At 59.5% G+C, this 22,388-nt stretch carries 21 protein-coding genes and 1 tRNA gene; 4 read left to right on the top strand and 18 right to left on the bottom strand.

Going from position 1 to position 22,388, the window contains the following annotated elements:
• The 7 genes from KTJ78_RS06030 to nrdH form a co-directional block, all read right to left on the bottom strand.
• Nucleotides 1-2,253, bottom strand: a 2,253-nt coding sequence (locus KTJ78_RS06030; RefSeq protein WP_217133583.1) for a DUF6923 family protein, incomplete at its 3' end; no start/stop codon positions are given.
• 91 nt (nt 2,254-2,344) lie between these two features.
• Nucleotides 2,345-3,481, bottom strand: coding sequence for an HTTM domain-containing protein (locus tag KTJ78_RS06025; protein WP_369807995.1), 1,137 nt, complete (start codon nt 3,479-3,481; stop codon nt 2,345-2,347).
• Nucleotides 3,478-4,209 (bottom strand): DUF5819 family protein, encoded by a 732-nt coding sequence (locus KTJ78_RS06020; protein WP_369807994.1) that lies wholly within the window; start codon nt 4,207-4,209, stop codon nt 3,478-3,480. The genes KTJ78_RS06025 and KTJ78_RS06020 overlap by 4 nt, the downstream gene beginning before the upstream one ends.
• A 704-nt stretch (nt 4,210-4,913) precedes the next feature.
• Nucleotides 4,914-5,078, bottom strand: a complete 165-nt coding sequence (locus KTJ78_RS06015) for a lyase family protein (RefSeq protein ID WP_217133581.1) — start codon at nt 5,076-5,078, stop codon at nt 4,914-4,916.
• 880 nt (nt 5,079-5,958) lie between these two features.
• Complete coding sequence (gene nrdF, locus KTJ78_RS06010) at nt 5,959-6,936, bottom strand: class 1b ribonucleoside-diphosphate reductase subunit beta (protein WP_217133579.1); 978 nt, start codon at nt 6,934-6,936, stop codon at nt 5,959-5,961.
• Nucleotides 6,937-6,972: 36 nt separating this feature from the next.
• Nucleotides 6,973-9,078: a class 1b ribonucleoside-diphosphate reductase subunit alpha gene (nrdE, locus tag KTJ78_RS06005; protein ID WP_217133605.1), complete on the bottom strand. Its 2,106-nt coding sequence runs from the start codon at nt 9,076-9,078 to the stop codon at nt 6,973-6,975.
• Nucleotides 9,079-9,261: 183 nt separating this feature from the next.
• A complete protein-coding gene (gene nrdH / locus KTJ78_RS06000) occupies nt 9,262-9,495 on the bottom strand; it encodes a glutaredoxin-like protein NrdH (RefSeq protein WP_217133577.1) in 234 nt (77 codons plus the stop codon).
• Between the two features lie 258 nt (nt 9,496-9,753).
• Between nrdH and KTJ78_RS05995 the strand changes: the two genes are divergently transcribed.
• Complete coding sequence (locus KTJ78_RS05995) at nt 9,754-10,185, top strand: helix-turn-helix domain-containing protein (protein WP_369807997.1); 432 nt, start codon at nt 9,754-9,756, stop codon at nt 10,183-10,185.
• A 577-nt stretch (nt 10,186-10,762) separates the two neighbouring features.
• Here the strand turns inward: KTJ78_RS05995 and KTJ78_RS05990 are convergent.
• Nucleotides 10,763-11,221, bottom strand: a complete 459-nt coding sequence (locus KTJ78_RS05990; RefSeq protein ID WP_217133573.1) for a 23S rRNA (pseudouridine(1915)-N(3))-methyltransferase RlmH — start codon at nt 11,219-11,221, stop codon at nt 10,763-10,765.
• A gap of 47 nt (nt 11,222-11,268) precedes the next feature.
• Here KTJ78_RS05990 and KTJ78_RS05985 point away from each other — a divergent pair, with 47 nt between their 5' ends.
• Nucleotides 11,269-12,639, top strand: coding sequence for an ATP-dependent DNA helicase (locus KTJ78_RS05985; RefSeq protein ID WP_217133571.1), 1,371 nt, complete (start codon nt 11,269-11,271; stop codon nt 12,637-12,639).
• On the opposite strand, the gene KTJ78_RS05980 is transcribed toward KTJ78_RS05985, so the two are convergent.
• Nucleotides 12,626-13,588, bottom strand: a complete 963-nt coding sequence (locus KTJ78_RS05980) for a biliverdin-producing heme oxygenase (protein WP_369807993.1) — start codon at nt 13,586-13,588, stop codon at nt 12,626-12,628. The two genes, KTJ78_RS05985 and KTJ78_RS05980, sit on opposite strands and share 14 nt — an antisense overlap.
• Nucleotides 13,589-13,681: 93 nt before the next feature.
• Between KTJ78_RS05980 and KTJ78_RS05975 the strand changes: the two genes are divergently transcribed.
• Nucleotides 13,682-14,959, top strand: coding sequence for a serine hydrolase domain-containing protein (locus KTJ78_RS05975; protein ID WP_217133569.1), 1,278 nt, complete (start codon nt 13,682-13,684; stop codon nt 14,957-14,959).
• Between the two features lie 93 nt (nt 14,960-15,052).
• Here the strand turns inward: KTJ78_RS05975 and KTJ78_RS05970 are convergent.
• Nucleotides 15,053-15,126, bottom strand: a tRNA-Gly gene (locus KTJ78_RS05970).
• A 151-nt stretch (nt 15,127-15,277) separates the two neighbouring features.
• On the opposite strand from KTJ78_RS05970, the gene KTJ78_RS05965 reads away from it, so the two are divergent.
• Complete coding sequence (locus KTJ78_RS05965) at nt 15,278-16,150, top strand: exodeoxyribonuclease III (RefSeq protein WP_217133567.1); 873 nt, start codon at nt 15,278-15,280, stop codon at nt 16,148-16,150.
• Nucleotides 16,151-16,156: 6 nt separating this feature from the next.
• Here KTJ78_RS05965 and KTJ78_RS05960 read toward each other — a convergent pair whose 3' ends face one another.
• The 8 genes from KTJ78_RS05960 to KTJ78_RS05925 form a co-directional block, all read right to left on the bottom strand.
• Nucleotides 16,157-16,834, bottom strand: a complete 678-nt coding sequence (locus KTJ78_RS05960) for a GntR family transcriptional regulator (protein WP_217133565.1) — start codon at nt 16,832-16,834, stop codon at nt 16,157-16,159.
• A complete protein-coding gene (locus tag KTJ78_RS05955; RefSeq protein WP_217133563.1) occupies nt 16,834-17,655 on the bottom strand; it encodes an HpcH/HpaI aldolase family protein in 822 nt (273 codons plus the stop codon). The genes KTJ78_RS05960 and KTJ78_RS05955 overlap by 1 nt, the downstream gene beginning before the upstream one ends.
• Nucleotides 17,656-17,847: 192 nt before the next feature.
• On the bottom strand, nt 17,848-18,624 hold the full coding sequence (locus KTJ78_RS05950; RefSeq protein WP_217133561.1) for a uroporphyrinogen-III synthase: 777 nt from the start codon (nt 18,622-18,624) through the stop codon (nt 17,848-17,850).
• Between the two features lie 200 nt (nt 18,625-18,824).
• The gene (locus KTJ78_RS05945; protein ID WP_217133559.1) at nt 18,825-19,082 is read right to left on the bottom strand and encodes a hypothetical protein; all 258 of its coding nucleotides are present in this window, start codon (nt 19,080-19,082) and stop codon (nt 18,825-18,827) included.
• Nucleotides 19,079-19,552: a phage holin family protein gene (locus KTJ78_RS05940; protein WP_217133557.1), complete on the bottom strand. Its 474-nt coding sequence runs from the start codon at nt 19,550-19,552 to the stop codon at nt 19,079-19,081. Before KTJ78_RS05940 ends, KTJ78_RS05945 begins: the two co-directional genes overlap by 4 nt.
• A complete protein-coding gene (locus KTJ78_RS05935; RefSeq protein ID WP_217133614.1) occupies nt 19,549-19,866 on the bottom strand; it encodes a YtxH domain-containing protein in 318 nt (105 codons plus the stop codon). The genes KTJ78_RS05940 and KTJ78_RS05935 overlap by 4 nt, the downstream gene beginning before the upstream one ends.
• A 122-nt stretch (nt 19,867-19,988) precedes the next feature.
• Complete coding sequence (locus tag KTJ78_RS05930) at nt 19,989-21,359, bottom strand: hypothetical protein (RefSeq protein WP_217133556.1); 1,371 nt, start codon at nt 21,357-21,359, stop codon at nt 19,989-19,991.
• Nucleotides 21,356-22,312 (bottom strand): CPBP family intramembrane glutamic endopeptidase, encoded by a 957-nt coding sequence (locus tag KTJ78_RS05925; RefSeq protein WP_217133554.1) that lies wholly within the window; start codon nt 22,310-22,312, stop codon nt 21,356-21,358. The genes KTJ78_RS05930 and KTJ78_RS05925 overlap by 4 nt, the downstream gene beginning before the upstream one ends.
• Between the last annotated feature and the right edge of the window lie 76 nt (nt 22,313-22,388).

Raw genomic sequence — 22,388 nt, 5'->3', positions numbered from 1 at the left:
CGCAGCCTTCACCGCGGGATCACCATCAGCAGTCGACTTCGCGGACGCAGAAGCAGACGCAGAAGCGTTCACATTCGCCTTCGCCTTCGGATCAGCATCAGCGTCAGCATCAGCCTTCGCCTTCGCCTTCGGGTCAGCATCAGCATCAGCCTTCGCCTTGAAATCAACCGAGGCATCCGCCGATGAACTCGTTTCAGCCGCAGCCTTCGCCGCCGACGACGCATCCGCGTTCGCCTGCACCGATGCCTGCGCATCCTGAGCCGACTTCTCAGTTCCGTCAGCCGAGACCTGCGCCGAGACCTGCGCCGCAGCCGACGGATCTGACGACACGTCAGCCGAAGCCGCCGTGGACGCATCCGGGTCAGCAGCAGCCTCAGCCGCAGCCTTCGCCGTCACATCAGCCGCAGCCTTCGCCGCAGTCTGCGCATCCGGCTTCGCCGCAGCCTCAGCCGCAGCCTTCACCGCGGGATCACCATCAGCAGTCGACTTCGCGGACGCAGAAGCAGACGCAGAAGCGTTCACATTCGAACCGGGGTTCGGAGTTGGCTCCACTGGCGTAACGGTCTTCGATTCATTCGACTCAGGGTCGGACGGTACACCACTGTCTGTGTGACCCTTCGCGACAGCCACGTTCTTGACTTCGCCGGCTTCCGCATCCTGCTCCGTGATGGTGTACGGAGCCGAAGAGAACGTCGTCGACTCCCCTACGTCAAGAGCACCCTTTCCACCGTTAATCGTGATGCCGTTGTCCTGGAGCAGCTGGTCGACGAGCTCGACGCCGGTCAGTGGCGACTTACCAGTGTTCGTCACCTCGAACTTCCAGGTGATCCGGTCCCCTGCATCAGTGATCCCGTTGCCGTTCACGTCCTCGATAGCGCTGACCGATTTCTTCAGCTCAATCCTGGAATCGTAGGGGACAACGCACTGAGTCTTTGCCGAATTATCCTCAAGCTGGGGGTCTTCTTCATTGCCCCAGAGTTCGGCAGTGTTGACGAAGCAGCGGTCGGCCCCGAGGTCCCCGTAGTCCGCCAACTTATCGGCGGTGTCGACCTCAAGTCGGATCGTTTTCTCAGCACCAGGTGCGAGCTCGGCGCCAGTCAAGAACACTCGCGTGCGACTCTCTGTTACCTCGGTGGCCAGCGATACCCCAGAGCTGTCCTTTAGCACAGGGTTCGAAAGCCCGACGGGAAGAAGATCATCAATCAGCCAACCTGATGAATGAGTGGCACCCACATTCTTGACAGTGAACTCGAATATGATCGAGTCCCCAACCATGAACCGGTCAGGCCCGGACTTGAGAAGTTTCAAATCAGCTGGCAAACCTGGGATCGCTGTCCCATCGTTGTACAGATTCTCAGGACCTTGAGTGTACCCAATCACCTTCACCTCAGGCGTCCCAGCGATATCACCGGAAACACGGACCTGGGTGATCCGTCCCGAGCTGTTGTGGGAAATTCCGATGTTGCCATTACCCATAACCCAAATAGCGCCGCTCATTCCGGGGCTAACATCAGCGGCGACCGCATCTGACTGCCCGGTGCTTGGGTTAGTTCGGATCAAGGCACCCTCTTGGTTGACTGACCAGAGGAATCCTTCGTGGAAAACCCAGTCATGTCCCACCTGTTCTCCGACGATAGGAATCTCAATGCGGCTACTTTCATCCATCTCCCTTGCGTTGTGCTCATCAACTGAAAGAGACAGGTCAATAACACTAATACCCAGCGGCTTCTGTGAAGTGCCATAGCTCACATAGTACTTTCCGGTGTCCGGGTCTATGTCACCACTCCAACCTCCGGGCCTCATGAGCCGCTTGCCTGTTGCCTCGAGAACACCATCTTGGCCAATCTTGACAATCTCAGGAGAGCGAACCATGATTTGGTTTGGGAAGTATAGTCCGTAAACGTAGCCGTCATGCGGGTTGTAGCCGATACCGTTCACAACGTAGTCGGGCTTATCTGGAACCAGCTCGATCGGGTCACTGAACTTCCACTCACCTGTCTTCGTATCAACGGTGACCTCATGGTAGGTGCTCCGAGTCTCCAGACCCCTCTGTCCTTGAACAAGAATGATCTTAGGCACATCCGGGTCGAAAGGTTCACCGGCGGCCGCAATCGCGGCCGTGGGTACAGATATCAGCCCAAGAGCAACCAATGATGTAGTGATCAGTGATCCATACATCAACTTCTTCTTTTTCGGCCTCCGTGGTGGAGAGTCCGTGGACTCTATTGGGATTTGTTGATGGATTTTCTTCATTATTTCCTCCATTTGACAGCCACTCCGAAATTCCAAAGTGACGTTGAACCCTCCCTGCTTCGCGAACGAATTGTGGGAGATAAGAGCTGGATTAGATACCTTTTGAAGACAAGCGCGATGCTGCCCAGCTGAAACGTGCCCTTTCCGCGATGCCCCGCCAAGTCACATCACGAATGAAGATTGAGTCGACGGCAACCATGGTGAGTGAAAACCACGGCAGCCCCATTAGTACTGCAATGGCAAGATGAAATCCGAGTATGCCGATCAGTCCGATGACACGAGTCACGCGATGCAGTAGCAGAAATGGGAACGCTGCTTGCATGAACAACGAACCGAGAGTGCCGATTGCAACCAAGGGGCCCCAACTAGTGATCAGCTCGGACAGGATTGGCCAGGTCCCGAATCGAGTTGTCGCCAGTGGGTGGTAGACAGCCCACCCTTGCGCCCACGGTTCTCCGCCAGCTTTAAACAAGGCACCGGAAGTGTAGACCAGGATCACTTGCGCTGCTAGTCCAATGACTGCCAGGTTGTGAAATACCGTTCCCAGCTGACCGAACACGGAGTCTCGAGAGAAGGTCTCTCCGTTTCGCGCTCGTCGCCGAGCATCAAGCGACCATTTTCCAGCAGCATCGGTAAAGTAGAGCAACAGCAAGACGATGCGATACATATTGTCGCCTTGATCGCCAAGCATGTCGTTGGCCTCAATGAAGCCAACCCAGAGACAAAAGTACACCGGGAGAACGAACTTGAAACGCCATCCAACGATAATGAGAACTGCAATGAACATCAACAGCAAGTAGAGCAACGTATACAAATGATCGTTCGACATCGAGCGATGGAAGAAACTGAAAACCCAGATCTTCGGAAAATCACTCACAGGCTCAGCCATTTCACCGTTCCATGCTGCCCCTCCAGCGAACGAGTAGAGCCGTGTCCGGAAGTTCGTGAGCAACAGCCCGAGACCCGCCACGCCCAAGAGTATTCGCGTCACTGCGAGTCCATACAAAGCATGTTTGCTGCCAAAAAGCCATGATGAAGCTCTCCGACATGCACCCTGGATACTGAGATACGCCCGAACGCCGACTCCATCCAGGATTAGTTGCAGGAACCGGAGGACTCGCGGCAACTCCACGTTGCTAGTTTCATTCCCTGCCGGGGTCAGGAAGGCTTCCTCGTGATTGGGCTCTTCCCCGATGTCGGCTTTACTTGCCCAAGTTTTCTCTGTCACTGTTTGCTCCCCTGCAGCTTTTCGTACTGAGCCCTGAATACGTCTGCGAAATCTTGTTCGCTCTGCCCCTCCTCGACGAGTGGCTCTCTCCACCCGGGAAGGACGGTCTGCGGTTCAGGACGCTGTGCTTCCGAATCATTTCGGTCAATGAAGGGGAGCACGTTCTGCCGGCTTACTCGATACTGAACCCGCACGACATCGTCACCCCAGATCGCTTTGGCAACCTGCGTAGCATAAGCAGTCGCACGATGGTCTTGGACCAAGTAGTCGTCTACTAGATCGTTTTCGTCTCCTTGTGACTCAAGCTCATCCTTTAGATGCGCTTCCCAGTCAGCTTCAAAAAAGTCCAGTGCAACGACTTCGCGCTGCTCTTCGTTCAGCTCACCCCAGCTTCCTTTGAAGGTACTGGCCAGTTCCTCTGCTTGGATCCCCGCGCGTGGGGGGAACAAATTGTACTGGACCATTGAAAGTTCGACATCAGTAGCACTCACCCAGCCAGTTACTTCTTCGTCTCCATCCTCTTGGACAAGAGCCCTGACGTTGAAATGATAATCACCATTGATCGGTTCTGGAGCGAAAACGCTCCATGACTGTCCAAACATAGGAAGCATGTAAGAGGTCAGCGCGTTTCCTGGCACCAACTGCCGAAGTGGCGACGGCGGAAAAATCCAGAGAAACGAGGCAAACACATGCCATGCTGTGAATATCACAGCCACAAATGAGATCACTCGCACGAGGATCGTCGTACCACGGTTTTCCCTCGAATGATTCAGCTCGGCCGACCCGTTATCAAGTACTAAAGCCTCCGACTTCCCCTGCCTAACGACCACCATCTATATCTGCCCCAATTCTCTTAGACTCTTAGAGGGCGAGCCAGAAGCGACGCCCCTACAATATAGAAGACGAGCGAGTGGCCAGAATCTGTCGCCGGGGCAGCAAAGAACGATTATTTTCGTGAGAGAGGGGGGCTCGCGCCTCCCTCTCTCACCGGCGTGAGATGCGCCGTAGTCCCGGCATGCGTCTCTGGGGATGGGGGATGAGACAGGATTCATGCCAGTTCACCCGACCGCTAAGGGAGCTAGGTCGGTAAGCACCTCCAAGGGGGAAGTATGGGAGGTGCGCAACAGCTGTGCACGCTGCTGCACTTATAAAGACGAGTGACGCATCAGAATCTGTCGCTACTCCTTTATCGTGCTCACTGGAGTACGCTTACTTAATTCAATATAGCTTGAAACTCGCATAGCCTCACAAGCCGCTCACACGCACCCCTTCGACCCCGCATCTGATTCCGTGTGAGAGCAGGTTGGAATCTCTGCGAACGAAACTGACCGCCCCTATCTGAATGACCGGTCGTGCACACGGGATAGCCAAGCTGCTGGACCGCATTCTCCAATGCAGTCACGGCAAGGGACGCTTGCAGCTGATCGCCGATCTAGTAGCCCAGGTCGAGGAGCTCCTCGGCAGGGAATCGATATCCGAACTCAGCGTCTTCCTCATGAATCTCGCGCAAGACCTCGATCAGATGCGCCTGTTCGAGTTCGCTCTTGGAGCAGGGCTGTTTCACCCACTGATAGCAGGCCTGTTTCGTGACACCCACTACCTTGCACGCCACTGCGACAGGCACCCTCACTGGAGCAACAGTTGCAGCAATCTCTTGGACGCGTGGGAATACTATTTTGGGGCGCGATATAAATTAGCGACAGATACACGGCCACCCGACGCAATACCTCGTTCCCTTGCTCCAGGAGCCCATTACGTTTGATCAGTTCACAAATCTGAGCGTCTTTCTCGTGACTCATCGCCTCTGCGAGGGGCAAGCCACGATCAGCACGGTCAGCATCAGTCCCTCTTTTCGAGAGCGCCGTCTCGAGGCACCAAGATCTCCGCATACCTCCGACTAGGCACCGCCCTGCCCAACGAGCGCGATAGGGTCTTTTCTGAACTCTTCCGAGTATCTAGCTATGGCCCATATCCTCCCAGCCATTCCTCAGAGCTAGCGGACAGGAGTCAATCAAAGCATTAGCGGCCCCAAAAGCGTGCTTGCTGGCGACCGGAAGGCAGCCTTCCCCAGGGCTCGGGCTTCGCCATGGTCTTTTCTGGTTTCTGGGCGCTCCTCATGCTCTCCCGTCAGGTCGTGTGGACAGCGCAGGGCGACCGTGCCCCTCCGTGACCCCGCAGGATTCGGGCGCGTACTTCCACATGGATACACAAGCTCTCAGCGGGCTCGATGCGCCGTGAGGGCACGCACGGGCACAACAATAAAGGTACCTGGAGCACGTTTTCCGGCGTTCGAGCACCTCCTCACCCACCCGATACGTGCGTCCGTGCCCCCGGCGTGCCCCGCCGAATGGGTGCTGATATACATTCCGGTTCTCCTTTACCTCTAAACAGAGGCACACAAAAGGGCCCAGATCTGCGAAAACTCGCTGTTCTGGGCCCCAGAACAGGCCAGATGTGTACCCGACTACATCAAGATTTTAGAAGTCCCAGTCTTCGTCTTCGGTCGCCACGGCCTTGCCGATAACGTACGACGAGCCCGAGCCCGAGAAGAAGTCGTGGTTCTCGTCAGCGTTCGGCGAGAGCGACGACAGAATCGCGGGGTTCACGTCGGTGAGCTCCTTCGGGAACATCGGATCGTAGCCGAGGTTCATGAGGGCCTTGTTGGCGTTGTAGTGCAAGAACTTCTTGACGTCTTCGGTCAGACCGACGCTGTCGTAGAGGTCTTGCGTGTAGAGCACCTCGTTCTCGTAGAGCTCGTACATGAGCGCGAAGACATACTCGCGCAGCTCTTCCTGACGCTCAGGAGTTTCCTTCTGCAGGGCCACCTGGTACTTGTAACCAATGTAGTAACCGTGCACGGCCTCGTCACGAATGATCAGGCGAATGAGGTCGGCGGTGTTCGTGAGCTTCGCGCGGCTCGACCAGTAGATCGGCAGGTAGAAGCCCGAGTAGAACAGGAACGACTCAAGCAGCGTCGATGCGACCTTGCGTTTCAGCGGATCGTCGCCCTCGTAGTAGTCGACGATGATCTGCGCCTTCTTCTGCAGGTAGGTGTTTTCTACCGACCAGCGGAAGGCGTCGTCGATTTCCTGCGTCGAGCAGAGCGTCGAGAAGATCGACGAGTAGCTCTTGGCGTGCACCGACTCCATGAACGCAATGTTCGTCAGCACCGCCTCCTCGTGCGGGGTTGCAGCATCGGGAATGAGCGACACCGCACCGACGGTGCCCTGAATGGTGTCGAGCAGCGTGAGGCCGGTGAAGACGCGCATGGTGAGCAGCTTCTCGTCTTCGGTCAGCGTCGCCCACGACTGCACGTCGTTTGACAGGGGCACCTTTTCTGGCAGCCAGAAGTTGTTGACGAGACGGTTCCAGACCTCAAGGTCCTTCTCATCTTCAATGCGGTTCCAGTTAATCGCCTGAACGGCGTGGCCCAACTTGAACGGCTTCGGGTTCATCGTTTCCTTCTCTTCGCGTTTGTGGTCGGTGTGACGTTAGAGCATGCAGCTGACGCACTCGGTCATGTCAGTGCCCTCGAGTGCGAGCTGGCGCAGACGAATGTAGTAAATCGTCTTGATGCCCTTGCGCCATGCGTAGATCTGCGCGCGGTTGATGTCGCGGGTCGTTGCCGTGTCCTTGAAGAACAGCGTGAGCGACAAGCCCTGGTCGACGTGCTGCGTTGCCGCGGCATAGGTGTCGATGATCTTTTCGGGGCCAACCTCGTACGCGTCGGTGTAATAGTCGAGGTTTTCGTTCGTCATGAACGGAGCCGGGTAGTAGACGCGGCCAAGCTTGCCCTCTTTACGAATCTCAACCTTCGACGCGATCGGGTGAATCGATGAGGTCGAGTTGTTGATGTACGAGATCGAGCCGGTCGGCGGCACCGCCTGCAGGTTCTGATTGTAGATGCCGTGCTCCATGACCGTGGCCTTGAGCTGCTTCCAGTCATCGCTCGTGGGAATCGAGACACCGGCATCGGCGAAGAGCTGCTTCACGCGGTCGGTCTCGGGCTCCCACACCTGGTCGGTGTACTTGTCGAAGAACTCGCCCGATGCGTACTTCGAATCGGCGAAGCCGTCAAAGGTCGTCTTACGCTCGATCGCGAGCGCGTTCGACGCTTTGAGCGCGTGGAAGAGGATCGTGTAGAAGTAGATATTCGTGAAGTCGATGCCCTCTTCTGACCCGTAGTGAATGTGTTCACGGGCGAGGTAGCCGTGCAGGTTCATCTGGCCGAGGCCAATCGCGTGCGACTTGTCGTTCCCGTCTTCGATCGAACGAACCGAGCTGATGTGGCTCATGTCGCTCACCGCGGTGAGCGCACGAATCGAGAGGTCAACGCTCTCGGCAAACGTATCGCCATCCATCATCGCGGCAATGTTCATCGAACCAAGGTTGCACGAGATGTCTTTACCGATCTCGTTGTAGCTGAGATCTTCGTTGTAGGTCGTCGGGGTATTGACCTGCAGAATCTCTGAGCAGAGGTTCGACATATTGATGCGGCCCTTGATCGGGTTCTCACGGTTCACGGTGTCTTCAAACACGATGTACGGGTAGCCCGACTCGAACTGGAGCTCTGCGACGGTCTGGAAGAAGGCGCGAGCGCTGATCTTCGTCTTTTTAATCCGTGCGTCGTTGACCATCTCGTAGTAGTTCTCGGTGATGGGCAGGTCGCCAAAAGGAACGCCGTACACACGCTCAACGTCGTATGGCGAGAAGAGGTACATATCTTCGTTCTTCTTCGCGAGCTCGAACGTAATGTCGGGCACAACGACACCGAGTGAGAGGGTCTTAATACGAATCTTCTCGTCGGCGTTCTCGCGCTTGGTGTCGAGAAACTGCATAATGTCGGGGTGGTGAGCCGAGAGGTATACCGCGCCCGCACCCTGACGAGCACCGAGCTGGTTCGCGTAGCTGAAGCTGTCTTCGAGCAGCTTCATAACGGGAATGATGCCCGACGACTGGTTCTCGATCTTTTTGATCGGCGCACCAGCTTCGCGGAGGTTCGAGAGCGACAGGGCAACGCCGCCGCCACGCTTCGAGAGCTGTAGCGACGAGTTCACGCCACGGGCAATCGACTCCATGTTGTCTTCTACACGCAGCAGGAAGCACGAGACGAGTTCGCCTCGCTGCGCCTTACCGAGGTTGAGGAAGGTCGGAGTTGCGGGCTGGAAACGACCCGAGACGATCTCACGCATGTAGCCGCGTGCGAGGTTCTCATCACCCTGTGCAAGCCCAAGGGCGACCATAACGACGCGATCTTCGAAGCGTTCGAGGTAGCGCTTACCGTCAAAGGTTTTCAGGGCGTACGAGGTGAAGAACTTGAAGGCTCCGAGGAACGTCGGGAAGCGGAACTTCATGGCGTAAGCTTCGTCGGTGAGCTGTTCAATGAACTTCACCGAGTACTGGTCAACCAGCTCACGCTCGTAGTATTCATTATCAAGCAGGTACCGCATGCGCTCTTCGAAGTTGTGGAAGAACACGGTGTTCTGATTCACGTGCTGCAGGAAGTACTGACGCGCGGCTTCGCGGTCTTTATCGAACTGGATCTTGCCATCAGCGTCATACAGGTTCAGCATCGCGTTCAACGAGTGATAATCCATATCGCTAATCTTCGATGACTCGTGCTGGTCTGTCTGCGCTTTCAGTGCCGTATCCAAAATCTCTCATCCTCACTCTGGTAGTGCTCTAGATAGTGTTGAGCGGCCGGCTTCCCTCGCCGTTGAGGGTTGCCCGCCGCTATGTGTGTTGTTGTGTTGTAGAGAGCCCGAGAGGGCCCGCCAGCATTACGCGAGACGGTTTGCGAGCTCTTCGATCTTGTCTGGGCGAAAGCCTGACCAGTGCTCGCCATCGGCAACGATGACGGGAGCCTGCAGGTAACCGAGCTCTTTCACGTGCTCAAGAGCCGCGGGGTCTTCTGAAAGATCGAGCGTGTTGTACTCAATACCCTTGTTGTCGAGCGCGCGCGAGGTCATGTCGCACTGCACGCATGAAGGCTTCGTGTAAACGGTGATAGTCATGATGCTTTCCTTCTTCCGAACAGGTACTTACGTCGTGTCTTGCCTCGGGGTGACAGCACAGAGCGGTTCCCTCCCCAAGCACTACATATAGTGAACCACATGAACCTTAACCACAAGATGCTGTAGTTACGCCGGTGTAACTTTCCACCCCCTTTTCGGCTTTTTGTGAACAAAAACCTTAAAAACTTTTGGCATGAATCTGCGCTTTTGAAGGAGTTTTCCACAGGTGAGAGGCGCACAGAAACATTTTCTGCCCGAATGTCTTATCGGCGTGTCGAGCCACAATCACCAGAGTGCGACATATGGCGTTTAAGCTATGAGCATCAAAGCTCATCGAGCCCAAGCCCACTCCGTGACACCATTACTCCTATGCAGCAATCAGATCATCTTCGCATTGCCCGCATTGTCGGTAACAGGGTTCGGTCGAGAAGACGCGCAAGGGGCATCAGCCAACAAGACCTTGCCGACATGGCCGAGATTCACCTCACCAGCTTGAGCAGGATCGAACGCGGCCTGACCACACCGAAGGTTGACATGATTGCACGCCTCGCCACAGCGCTCGACACCACCACCGCCGACCTCGTCAGCGGCATCACTGACAGTGATGTTCACCCTAAAGCGCGCAGGCGCATCACCGCGAACGATCTGGTACATGCCCGCAAAGCTAGCGAGGTGGCGCCTCCCCAGTAGCTCTCAGCGCAAAGAGCGCTGAGACACCGTTCAACAACAACATTTGGGCCCCACCACCGCCGCGCCCACGGCCAGTCACCCAACGCTCACCAGACAAACGGCCACACAAGCTCGACACCTTCGGGGGTAAACCAACGCATATACCACCTCCCCTCACCGCAGGCCGAACGGAGACAGCCGCTCGGCCTCACGACTAAGCGGTCACCCGGAAGTGAGCGTCGCGGAAGAGAAGTGCGGAGCCCGCAGCCACAGCTGCGCAACACGCGCACCTGCAGGAGCACGCTGGGGCCAGCATTCACCATCGTGAGAGTCTCGTCGCCATGACCATGCCGTAACCGCTCAGCAACGCCGAGCGACCCGCGATCGCCTCGCCCTTCTTCAAGCAAGGCTTGCCACGGGACAGCGTGGGCCGCCTCTTCAGAAGCGTCAGACCCACCGCCAGTTACCTCAGCCCCAAAGCACTCGAAAAACCACGCTTTGGCTGCCCCGCGACAGCGCGTAACGTGAAGGTGTGATGAGATCATGGGGGCAGTGTAAGGCTGACCACCGACACGAGGAGGGCGGTAGCGCAGGCGCCCTACACATGGTGGTACTGACGCCCCGCAGTAATTTCCTGCGCACGGTACACCTGCTCGACAAGAATGAGGCGCACGAGCTGGTGCGGAAACACGAGGGCCGAGAGGCTCCACACCACGTCGGCCCGCTGGCGCAACTGCTCGGTCACTCCGTAAGCGCCACCAATAACAATGGTGACTCGCTTGCCGGTATCGAGCCTGCGCTGCAGCTGCGCAGCGAACGCCACCGAGTCAAACATCTTGCCCCGCTCGTCGAGCAGCACCACGACCTCGGCGTCATCGAGCTTCGCCTCAATACGCTGCGATTCTTCAGCCCTCGCAGCATCGGCCTCCCGCGATGAGTGGGCAAGAAACTGCCAGGTGATGTCGTATGGCTTGCGTAGCCGTTTCGCGTATCGCTCAAGACCAGCCTCGATCCACGACTCATGTTTTTTGCCCACGGCTAGCACCCGAATGCCCATGTGTATATCTTGCCATTGGCCACGGCCGGCTCGCGTACAATGGGCGAATGGTCTCACGCGCAACGGTTCAGCTCTCGAAGGAGCAGCAGGCGGTGTACGACCGCATCGAGCACACTCGCGAGCACGTCTTTATTACGGGGCGGGCCGGTACCGGCAAGTCGACCCTGCTCAACCACCTTTCATGGCACACGAGCAAGACCATCGTGGTGTGCGCTCCCACGGGCGTTGCGGCGCTCGGTGTCGGCGGTCAAACGATTCACTCGCTGTTTCGACTGCCCACGGGCATCATCGCCGACCACGAGATCAAGCAGTCTGCCGAGCTCAAGCGCATGCTCAACTCGATCGATACGCTCGTCATCGACGAGGTCTCGATGGTCAACGCCGACCTGATGGATGCGATTGACCGTTCATTGCGCCTCGCCCGCTCACGCCCACACGACCCGTTCGGTGGCGTGCAAATCATCATGTTTGGCGACCCCTACCAGCTACCCCCGGTGCCGCCGCGCGACCCTGACGAACGCGCCTACTTCGACGACATGTACCGCTCGCTCTGGTTCTTTGATGCACTCGCCTGGCAGTCAGTCGACCTCGAGATCATCGAGCTCACCGAGATTCACCGCCAGAGCGACGACCGCTTCAAGTACCTGCTCAATGGCGTGCGCCACGGCTACGTCACCGCCGAGATGGCCGCCGAGCTCAACGGGATGGGAGCGCGGCCGCAGCCAAGCGACAACATCATCACGCTCGCGGCCACGAACGCGGTGGTCAACCGTATCAACTCCGCCAAACTCGCCGCGATCACCGGCTCGGCACTCAAGGCGGTGGCCGATGTCAACGGCGAGTTCACGTCAACCATGTTTCCGGCCGATGAGACCCTCGAGCTCAAGGTTGGCGCCCAGGTCATGTTCTTGCGCAACGACCCCGATGGGCGCTGGGTCAACGGCACCCTCGGCGTCGTGACGCACATCGAGAACACCGTATGGGTCGATGTCGACGGCGAGGAGCACGAGGTGCACCCCGCCCTGTGGGAGCGCTACAAGTACCGCTACGACACCGAGACCAAGACCCTCACGAAAGACGTCGTCGCCGAGTTCGAACAGTTCCCGTTGCGACTCGCGTGGGCAATCACGATCCACAAGTCTCAGGGGCAAACCTACGAGCGGGCGGTCATTGACCTCGGGCCAAGGGCATTCAGCGCGGGGCAAACGTACGTCGCCCTCAGCCGCATTCGCTCGCTCGACGGTCTTTACCTGTCGCGCCCGCTCACGCCAAGAGACATCATCGTCGATAACGACGTCGCCCGCTTCATGCGCGGATCGCGGGCCGATCGACCGGGCACCGCAGCAGAGCAGACCGCAGAGAACACCTCAGACGCGAAGGCCGAGGCCAACGGCCCCGAAAAAGCTACTGCTGTTTAGCCTTCGCCATATCGATGAACACTGCGGTGTTGAAACCGTAGGCGCGACGAACCTCGTGCAGCATGCGCGCCTGTTCGACATCGTTGAAGCTCTCGCCGAGCGCGTCAAGCGCCTCGCGGTACCGCTCTTTAAAGCCGGGGAGTGAGCCGAGCTCCTTGAAGTCGTAGAACTTTGTGCCCTCGCCGTTCTCGAAGCCGTGCTGGCGCACAACGCGCTTCGCGATCATCTGGCCACCCGAGAGGTCGCCGAGGTAGCGCGTGTAGTGGTGGGCGATGATGCCAGGAACCCAGCCCTCGGCTCCCACCTGCCGAATGCGCTCGGCATACTCGGCCGTCGCGGGAACCGGCTCGATCTCGTCACGCCAGTTTTCGCCGATGAGCACGGTGAGGTCGTCGTTGAGCGCTGCAAGACGGCGCAGATTTTCGTCGTGGAACGGGGCGAAACGTTCGTCGTTCACAACCTCGTCAACGACGGCCTCAAGCGCCTCGTACATAAAGAAGTGCTGCGCGACGAGTGCGACGTAGTCGTCGCGCGTCGCGGTACCCCGCATGATTGATGCCATGAAGTCGGCACCCTCGCTGTCATCGTGATCAGACCAGCTACCCTCACGAATCACCTGCGAGAAGGGTTTGGCAGGCTCGTGCGAAGCTTCATCTTGCTGCGGGTCAATGCCGAGCTGCTTGCACGCGTTGCGATACAAGATGACGACCGCGCGGCGAATCTGTGGACGCTCAGTGATCGGCCCATCGGGCCAGCTGATGCGCAGCTCGCGAGTTTCACCGTTCTCGGTGACACGCCATACCCCGCCCTCACCGTCAAGATCGACCATCTGGCTCGCACTCGCCTCGGGTGCCCCGTTGCCGCGAGCGATGATGATGTTATCTTCTCCGTGGTCATCGCCCATGTGGGCAAGAACGGCGTCGACTACGGTCTGATCAAAAGTATTCACAACGCATACCCTACCCCAAGTTAGGGTTACCTAACACTCCCCCGTAATCACGCCATTTTTTCAGCCTGCATCAGTAAGATAAAGAGCCTTTATTTGTCAAACGAACGGTGGTTCTTTCCCGTGAAGTCACGCAGTCGCATTGCACTCGCCAGCATCGTCGCAGCATCTGCTCTTCTGTTGACCTCGTGCACCTCATCAGAGGCGAAGCCGATCGATGACCACGCAGAGTCACTCGGCAAAGATCAGGCCGGCCTCGTAACCGATGCCGTGCAGAATGCCATGGCATTGAGCGGATCAACCCAGGCAGTCGTCGGGGTATGGAGCGCTGATGGCGATCTCGTTCGCGCCTACGCAAGCGAGGGCGCCGACGACAACTTCGATGCCAACGCGCTCCTGCGCGGCGCCCAGACCACGCAACCTGTCATGTGCGCACTGTTGCTCGACCTCGTTGACGAGGGCAAAGTGTCACTCAATCGAGAGGTCGCACAGGACCTGCCCCGACAAACCGGCATCGGCGACATCACCTATGGTCAGCTATGCGACGGCACCTCTGGTCTCGCAGACTTCAAGAAGGAATACACCGGGCTCTACATCACGAACCCCGAGCGCAACTGGTCAACCGGCGAGAAAATTGCCGAGTCGCTCATTCTTGGAGAGCTCCCCTGGCCCGGCGAGAACGTCTACCGCTCAGACGCAAACGCCGTGCTACTCGGAAGGGCTCTGAAGATCGTGGGCAACGAGTCGATCGCCCACCAGCTCGAAGAACGTGTGTTTAACCCCGCAGAGATGAATAGCTCGGTCTTTTTGAATGACGGCGAAGACTTCGCTCTTCCCGGCACAAACACCCTCACCGGTCTCGCCTACCTTCCCGGGCCGCAGTGCGACGTCGACCCCGTCGATGTAAGCGAACAGTCACCATCAATTCTTGGTGCGGCGGGAGCAACCGCAACGACCGTCGGCGACATCAAGCGCTTCTATGAGCGCTACCTTGACGGTGGCTACGGCGGTAAAAACGCCTCGATCATCACCGAAACTAAGCCACTCAAGAACCCCGATCGCAACGACGATGGAGAGCCGACAACCGACCCTGACACCGCGGGCCCACAGCTCGGCTTCGGTGTCGTGAACATTGGGCCGCTGTGGGGATCAGACGGCGCACTCCCCGGTTCAATCACCTCGGCATGGCACAACCCAGAGACGGGCTTTAGCGTGGTCGTTGCTCTCAATAACTCGACCGCGGGCGCTCAGTTTGCAACGACCCTCGCCCGCCAGATTGCCGCTTTACTCGGCGAATCGGGCGATGCGTGGAGTGCCGACGACATGGCAGCCTCACTGAGCGAACAGCAGGTCTGCGCCCCAAAGGCTGAGTAACCGATCTGGGCCCAATGGGCCCAGGGTCTCAGACCTCGGTCCATGCAAACAGGCAACGCTGTGCAGGGCCTTCGGCCCGAGATGAAGCAGTCGTGGAGCGGGTGACGAGAATCGAACTCGCGCTGTCTGCTTGGGAAGCAGAAGTTCTACCATTGAACTACACCCGCGGGTGCGATCTGTATCGCACGAAGCAACTCTACCAGACCCGCGCCGTGTTCTTGAAGCCGCGAGCATGATTCGCTGAGGGTCCGGGGCCACCAGAGACCTGAGGCCGCGCGCCAGAAGCTTGAGCCTGGGCCCCCAGGATAGGCTTGGGGTATGCGTATTGCCACCTGGAATGTGAATTCAATTCGTACCCGCGTCGGTCGAGTCGTCGACTGGCTCGAGCGCGAGAACATCGACGTTCTCGCGATGCAAGAGACGAAGTGTCGACCCGACCAGTTTCCGTACGCCGAGTTCGAGCGTGCAGGCTACGAGGTCGTCACGCACGGCTTCAACCAGTGGAACGGTGTCGCGTTTGCGAGCAAGCACGAGATGACCGAGATCACGCACAGCTTCGACGAGATGCCGGGCTTCGGCAAGCCCGTCAAGGGCCAAGACCAGGGAACCGGCCCCGAGGGCGATCCGCTCGAGGCCAGGGCCCTCGGCGTGACCGTCGGCGACCTCAGGCTCTGGAGCCTCTACGTGCCGAACGGGCGCGGCATCGATGACCCCCACTTCGATTACAAGCTTCGCTGGCTCGAGGCGCTGCGCAAGAATGCAGAGGCGTGGATCGGCGCCGACCCAGACTTGCCTCTCGCACTCATGGGCGACTGGAATATCGCCCCCCTGCCGAGCGACATGGGCGACCCTCAGTTCGTTGAGGGACGCAGCACGCACGTATCGGTTCCCGAACGCCAGATGTTCGAGAGCTTCAGCTCGGTCGTGAGCGATCCGGTGCGTGATTTGGTTCCCGATGAGTACACATTTTGGGATTACCAGGCCGGGCGCTTCCAAAAAGACGAGGGCATGCGCATCGACTTCATTCTCGGGTCTCAGGCGTTTGCTGAGGCGGTCACGGGTGCTTCGATCCACCGCGATGAGCGCCGCGGCGACGGCCCAAGCGACCATGTTCCCGTCGTCGTCGACATCGACCTCTCGCTCGTTGCCGAAACCTTTGACGACGAAGACGATCGCCCGATGGTGTTCTAGCGAACCTTACGAGGCGGCTTCGCCTTCGGCTTGATGGGCCTGATGCGCGAGAGCAGCGTCGCGCGTCGCCGAGCGGTGCTCCCTCACCGCGAGCTCGATCTCGAATGACGGAGCGCCCGACTCGATGAGCTGCAGAATGTGCTCGTGTTCTTGCACCGAGTCACGCGCTCGAGCCGCCGTAAAGGTGGCGTCTGGGTCACGCACCATCGCGAGCTTCTCACGCTCTTCTTCAATGTGCTTAATGAGTTCTTCATTCGGGCAGTCGTGGTAGAGCTGTTCGTGAAAGGCCCGGTTGAGCCTCACATACTCAGCCCCATCAAACTCGTCGAGAAGCCGTTCCAGCTCTGCGTTGAAACCACGAGCCGCTTCTAGGCGCGCTGCGCCCAGGTAAGGTGCTGCGAGCGCCGTCGCGGCCCCCTCAACGATCGCGAGCGCCTGCATTGTGTTGAGGTACCGTTCACGATTAATGCGAGCGACGCGCGCGCCCACGTTCGTCTCGAACACCACGACGCCTTCGGCTTCGAGCTTGCGGATCGCTTCGCGCACCGGCACGACCGACATCTCAAGTTCGTCTGCGAGCCCGGCAAGCACGAGGCGGTCGCCGGGTCGAAGCTCCTGCGAGGCGATGCGCTCGCGAATCGACGTGTACGCACGCTGGGCTTTTGACCCCGTTGCCGCCGCCACTAGTAACTTGCCCTTTCACCCGCGGGTGAGCCGGTAGCATCGTGTGAACGAAACTGTTGCACGACTGCCTCGGTACTGCGGGCCAGGAGCGCGACGTCGGCCCCCACCGCAACAAAGTCAACGCCCATGTCGATATAGCGCTGCGCGTCGGCGGGCACAAACGCATTCACCCCGACCGGCATGCCAGCGTCTTGTGCCCGCTCGATGACGTGCTCGACGAGACGTTGCACCTCGGCATCGGCGGGGTTTCCAAGATGACCCGCGGAGGCAGCGAGGTCGGCGGGGCCAATAAACACCGCGTCTATGCCGTCAACCGCAAGGATCTCGTCAATGGCCTCGACTGCTCGAACCGATTCGATCTGCACCGTGAGGCTGATCGTGTCGCCCGCGTTGGCGAGGTACTCGCCCACCCTATTCCACCGCGATGATCGCGCGAGTGCCGCGCCAACGCCCCGCACTCCAGCCGACGGGTATCGCGTCGCCTCGACGATGCGCTGCGCTTGCTCAGCAGAGTCAACCATGGGCACGAGCAGGTTCTGGGCGCCGAGGTCAAGCACCTGTTTGATCACAACGGTATCGCCGTACGGCACCCGAACTACGGGGGTGGCGGCGTAGGCCGACATCGCGTAGAGCTGAGCGAGCGTGCTCTCAAGCCCGAGCGGCGAATGCTCGGTATCGACGAGCACCCAGTCGCAGCCACTTGAGGCGACGATCTCGGTGATGATCTGGCTACCCGCACACGACCACAGACCGATAAGCGCGTCAGGGCTCGCGTCTAAGTGCTCGCGAAACGTTGGGGGCAGGGTAATGCTTGCGGGCACTCTGTGACTCCTTTGACCACTGCGTACCGGGCTCGCTCGTGACGAGCACTCAGTATGCACACTGACGTTGCACGGTGAGGAACGCTGAAGGGCGCCCCGACACAACAGTTAAATCGTATACGCTTTGAGCGCGGTGCGCGAGTGCCCACTCACCGGAGGGTCCGCACTGACGCTCCGCCATCGCGGGTATCTCTAGTCGAGTGTGTCGCTGTAATCGATCACCGATTCAACGGCGTCAATAATCTGGTTCACCTGCGGGTGCTCATCGCCATCGTCAACTCGAAGGCCGATGCGCTTTGCCTCTTCACGGGTATTGGGCCCAACGCACGCGATGAGCGTTGAGTCAGGCCTGTCGGCAAACTGGTTCTTGACCTCGTGGGCAATTTGCGGGGTCGCGACGAGCAGGACATTGATGTGGCCCGACTCGACATCTTCGCGTGTGTGTACTGAGGCGGGAACCCCAACGGTGCGAAAGGCGACGATCTGGGTCACCGAGTGACCCCGGTCGATGAGCCCCGCCGTCACGACAGGTTTCGCGACGTTCGAGCGCAACGTCAAAACGCGCAGTTTCTCGCCCGTAATCTCGGGCCAGGTTTGCAGAAGCCCCTCAGCGGTGTTCTCGCCCTCTGGAGTGCGAGCAACCTCGTAGCCCTCTGCAACAAACGCGGCCTCGGTGGCGTCACCGACGACCGCGAGCTGCGTGTGCGTGGGAATCACGGTGTTGTGGTGCCGAAGCACGTTGACCACCGTCGGGTTCGTTGCGGTGAGCCAGTCAAACTCGCCGGCCTCAAGCCGATGCAACGCTTCGACCAGTTTGGCTTCTTCGCCTGAGCTCGCAAAGTCTACGAGCGGAGAAATAACGGTGTTTGCCCCATGATTGCGCAGCGCGCGAGAAACGATCTCACCCCAGGTTCCTCCCCTGGGCACCAGCACTCGGAGACCCTCGAGTGCCTGTGTTGAATCAGACATACACTCCACGCATTCATCGAAAATGGCAACACCAGCCCATCTCACCTTCAGTCTAACGATGACTCAAGAGCTGGTAGAGAAGGCATTTCCTTCGATGTTCCCTTTTCTACCGTGAAATGGAGAGATGTGCAAAATTTGAGCCCCAAAAAAGGGCATTGCAACAGAAACGTGATGTGCCTTCTGTGGCACATCACGCTTGATTATTGGAACTTGCGAATAATCTTCGAGGCACCAACCCAGGCAAGCACGCCAACGGTTGCTGCAACCCCGGCGACCGCGAGTGCGAAGCCAACCGGGTTCGTCTTTCGCTCCTCTTGCAGTTTCTCGGTCGTGCGTTCTACCGCATCGTCGAAACGTTGCGCGTAGTTGAGGCGGTCGCTCAGGAGCGAGAGCGTCTCGTACAGCTCGACACGAGCAAGGTCAGCCTCTTCGCGAGGGTGTTGCTCTGGCGTGCTCATCGTACTGACCCCTTTCCGGGCGCAGCTTGGCCGCCCTTCTCAGTTGCCTCGTGAATGCGTGCGTCGGGGGTGGTGTTGTAGCGCACGGTCGTCGCGACCGTCACGTCGTCTGAAACACGGCCGAGGGTCTCTTCAGGAACGGGGTTGGCCCGCTTGATCATCATGACACCGACCACAATTGCTACTGCCGCGAGCACGACGAGGCCACCACCAACAATGAGCGCCGCAAGCCAGGGCGACACCGCGTTTGCGAGACCGAGAATCGCTGAGGCGCCGAAGGCCGCGAGCGACCAGAAAAGGAAGAAGAGTGCAACGATGAGGAAGAGCAGCGCGATGACGATCTTCTTGACGCCCCGCTTGATCTCACCCTTGGCGTTGGCGTACTCGGCTTTGACGAGCGCGATGACCTGCTGCGGCAACCGCAGCAGGAGCTCAATGGTCGAGGGACCAGAACGTTTCTTGCGACTCATGACGATGCGCCTGCCGGCTTGGGAGCCGCCGCTTCATCAGCCTTCGACTTCTGCTGCACGGCAACATCTTCGGGGCGTTTTGGCGCGGTCGCAGCGTGCACGAGGGCCTGGGTTTTGCCGAGCACGAAGTTCTGTGCCTGGCGAGCCTGGTCAGAAACCGCACCCGTTACCTTCTGGGCGACCGCCTGAACTGGGCCGCTGTTCCATACATTTCCCGCGGTCTTCTTAATCTGCTCGTACCGTTTGCGGCCAGCCCGTGAGCCAAGCACGTAACCAATTCCGAAGCCGAGCACGAGCCCTACTTTGCCCTTCACTGTTTCCTCCGTCGGTTTTGGTGAGTCATACCCCACCAGCCTACATACGTGTCACCACGATGTATATTCCATTTTAGGAACGCATCAGGTCGCGGCCTCCCCGCCCGCCGCTTTCTGTGCGATCACACAAGGCCGAGTGCCTCGCGACGCAGCTCTTTCGCCTGCGTGCGCGCCCGTTCGAGCGCCTCAGCGAGCCCGCGCTCTGACGAGGCAACGCCACACTCAACGCGCATCTCAGTCGCAACCGTCGCGGTATCGGACTCGTCGGTGGCTGCCTCGGTCGAGCCCTTGGCGGCGTTTGCCGACTTGCTAGCCTGAGCGACGGGGTTCACCGGAGCGTAGGCGGCGCGTTCACAAACGCTCACGGCCTCTTCACTCGGCCGGTCAAGACCAAAGGTCGCGCACAGGTGCCCGAGTTCAGTCGTGCCAGGAGCCTGGCTCGCGGCGGTGACAACGGGCCCACGCAGCACCGACCCCGCGGCGCCGTCAGCCTGTACGACCGTGCGAGCCGACCAGGTTTGCCCGTTGACCCCTGCCCCATCGGTGGGCAGCGCGGTCACTGTCGCGAGCTGGAGTGCGGCAGCCGTCTCGCCAGTTGGCGCTGGCCACCACTCGGGCGCCGCGTGCGAGAACGCGATCTCGTAACGCACGGCACCGTCTGCCGCGAGGGGCGCAGCACTCGCCAGCATCGACGCAACGTGCTCGGCCGCACCGTCGTGCACGAGCCAGGTCACGGTTCCGTCGGCAGCCTCAGCGCGCGTCGTCGTGACCTTCGCCTCGGGGCTTAGCCACTGCACACCGTAGTGGTCAAGACGTTTCTTGAGCAGTTCGGTGAACGCCGCCCACCCAACATCAGGCTCGGTTCCCGCGGCCAGCGCCGGGTAGCGATCGAGATAGGCGAGAGCCGCCCCCGAGAGCGAACCCGCACGCGTCTCTGCCTCGTTCAGGCCAGGGGCGAGGTCGATGACCTCGACCGCGGTACTCGGCTCGCCAAAAAGGTACTGCACCTGGGGCTCAACGAACGTGTCGAGCACCTTCTGCCCCACTCGGTTGCGCACAAGGTCGCCAATGTACTGCGTCTTGCCGATCGTGAGCACTGGCTTCAAACGATCGAGGTAGGCGCGAAAGGCTGCGGCACCGCCGAGCGCATCGCTCACCTCAACCGACAGCGGTGACGATGGAATCCCGAAGACTGAATCAGAGGGAACCATCACCCAACGAGCGTCGTTGCGTACCCACAGCGGCAGCGGATCCCGACGGCTGGCCAGGCAACTCGGCGAGTCGCTGCCGGGAAGCGGGGCTGCGACCTCGTCGATCCACGCGGCCAGCTTGCCGCTCGGGTCAGACTGCGGTCCGGTGAACTCGCTACCGGTCGCGGCCCGGTCGGCGATCACGGTAACGGGCACACCAACGCTCGCGAAGTCGAGCGCGACCGCGAGTTCGGGCAAGCCATCGCCCACGACGACGAGGGTGTTTGGAGCAATCAGGTTCATGACAGCGCCCCCACGAGAGCAGCGGCCTTCGCCTCTTCGCGGCGCTTGGCGTCAAACTTTCTCACGACGATCGCGGCGTACAGGGCGAGCATGATGACCTGCATGAGCAGGCCGATCCACGCGCCTCCGGTCTCGCTTACCTGCTTCGTCGAGCCGGTCACGCCGGTCGTGAGAATGAGGAAGACACCGAGGTTATTGATCACGTGCAGCGAGATTGCCGCCTCAAGGCCGCCCGTGCGCCACGTGAGCCACGCACAGGTCACACCCATGAGCCCGACCTGCAGCATGCCCCAGACATCGTAGAGGTGAGCGCCGGCGAACAGGAGTGAGGGCAGCAGAATGGGAATGATCGGGTTCTTGATCCACGAGCCAAGCACCTGCATCATCGCACCGCGGAACATGAGCTCCTCGGCCGCGGCCTGGAACGGCACGAGCACGAGGGCAAGCACGAGGGTGGTGATCGCGAGGTTCCACTGGAAGCCGCTCACCGCGTCGGGTCCGAAGGCCGGGCCGCCCGGGCTGAGCATGACCTGCACCGCAATGATGAGCAGCTGGGTCACCGCGAAGACGAGAGCCGCCCAACCAAAGGTCGAAAAGAGCAGGTCCCAGCGCATGCGAAACTTCACCGACCAAATGCGGCCCACGGGCTTAATGCCGATGGCCCAGGCGGCGAGCATGATCGCTGGAATCCAGACCGCAAGCGAGAGGAACGCGAGAGCAATCGCGAACGGGTCTTGCGTGTCGAGCGCCATGATGCGCGACTCGATGCTCAGGATCGAGCTGACGTCACCGGCCGCGATGAACGGCGCCATCGCGAGGCCGGTGACGGCAACCTGCAACGTGAAGCCGAAGGTGACCGCGAGAAACGCGAACACGAGCGGCTTCCACCACCGGTAATTGGGCATGCCCCGAAACAGGCGGTGATACTGGTAGCCGTACGGCTCTTGCTGCATGAACTGAACCCTTACTTTCGTCGTGCGCAATGCTGACAACGGTGCGGTGGTGGCAGAAGCCCGGTGCGGCGCGCGG

It is taken from the genome of Leucobacter chinensis, assembly GCF_019049105.1.
GTDB classification, from domain to species: Bacteria; Actinomycetota; Actinomycetes; order Actinomycetales; family Microbacteriaceae; genus Leucobacter_A; species Leucobacter_A chinensis.
The sequence above is the reverse complement of the archived record's forward strand: the minus strand, read 5'-3'. Positions and strand labels throughout refer to the sequence as shown.

Bases quoted from the DNA above. Each gene is read 5' to 3' on its own strand.
- nrdF (WP_217133579.1), bottom strand. From the start codon at position 6,936: ATGAACCCGAAGCCGTTCAAGTTGGGCCACGCCGTTCAGGCGATTAAC.
- nrdE (WP_217133605.1), bottom strand. From the start codon at position 9,078: ATGGATTATCACTCGTTGAACGCGATGCTGAACCTGTATGACGCTGAT.
- nrdH (WP_217133577.1), bottom strand. From the start codon at position 9,495: ATGACTATCACCGTTTACACGAAGCCTTCATGCGTGCAGTGCGACATG.
- KTJ78_RS05995 (WP_369807997.1), top strand. From the start codon at position 9,754: ATGTCTTATCGGCGTGTCGAGCCACAATCACCAGAGTGCGACATATGG.
- KTJ78_RS05990 (WP_217133573.1), bottom strand. From the start codon at position 11,221: ATGGGCATTCGGGTGCTAGCCGTGGGCAAAAAACATGAGTCGTGGATC.
- KTJ78_RS05985 (WP_217133571.1), top strand. From the start codon at position 11,269: ATGGTCTCACGCGCAACGGTTCAGCTCTCGAAGGAGCAGCAGGCGGTG.
- KTJ78_RS05965 (WP_217133567.1), top strand. From the start codon at position 15,278: ATGCGTATTGCCACCTGGAATGTGAATTCAATTCGTACCCGCGTCGGT.
- KTJ78_RS05950 (WP_217133561.1), bottom strand. From the start codon at position 18,624: ATGTCTGATTCAACACAGGCACTCGAGGGTCTCCGAGTGCTGGTGCCC.
- KTJ78_RS05945 (WP_217133559.1), bottom strand. From the start codon at position 19,082: ATGAGCACGCCAGAGCAACACCCTCGCGAAGAGGCTGACCTTGCTCGT.
- KTJ78_RS05940 (WP_217133557.1), bottom strand. From the start codon at position 19,552: ATGAGTCGCAAGAAACGTTCTGGTCCCTCGACCATTGAGCTCCTGCTG.
- KTJ78_RS05930 (WP_217133556.1), bottom strand. From the start codon at position 21,359: ATGAACCTGATTGCTCCAAACACCCTCGTCGTCGTGGGCGATGGCTTG.
- KTJ78_RS05925 (WP_217133554.1), bottom strand. From the start codon at position 22,312: ATGCAGCAAGAGCCGTACGGCTACCAGTATCACCGCCTGTTTCGGGGC.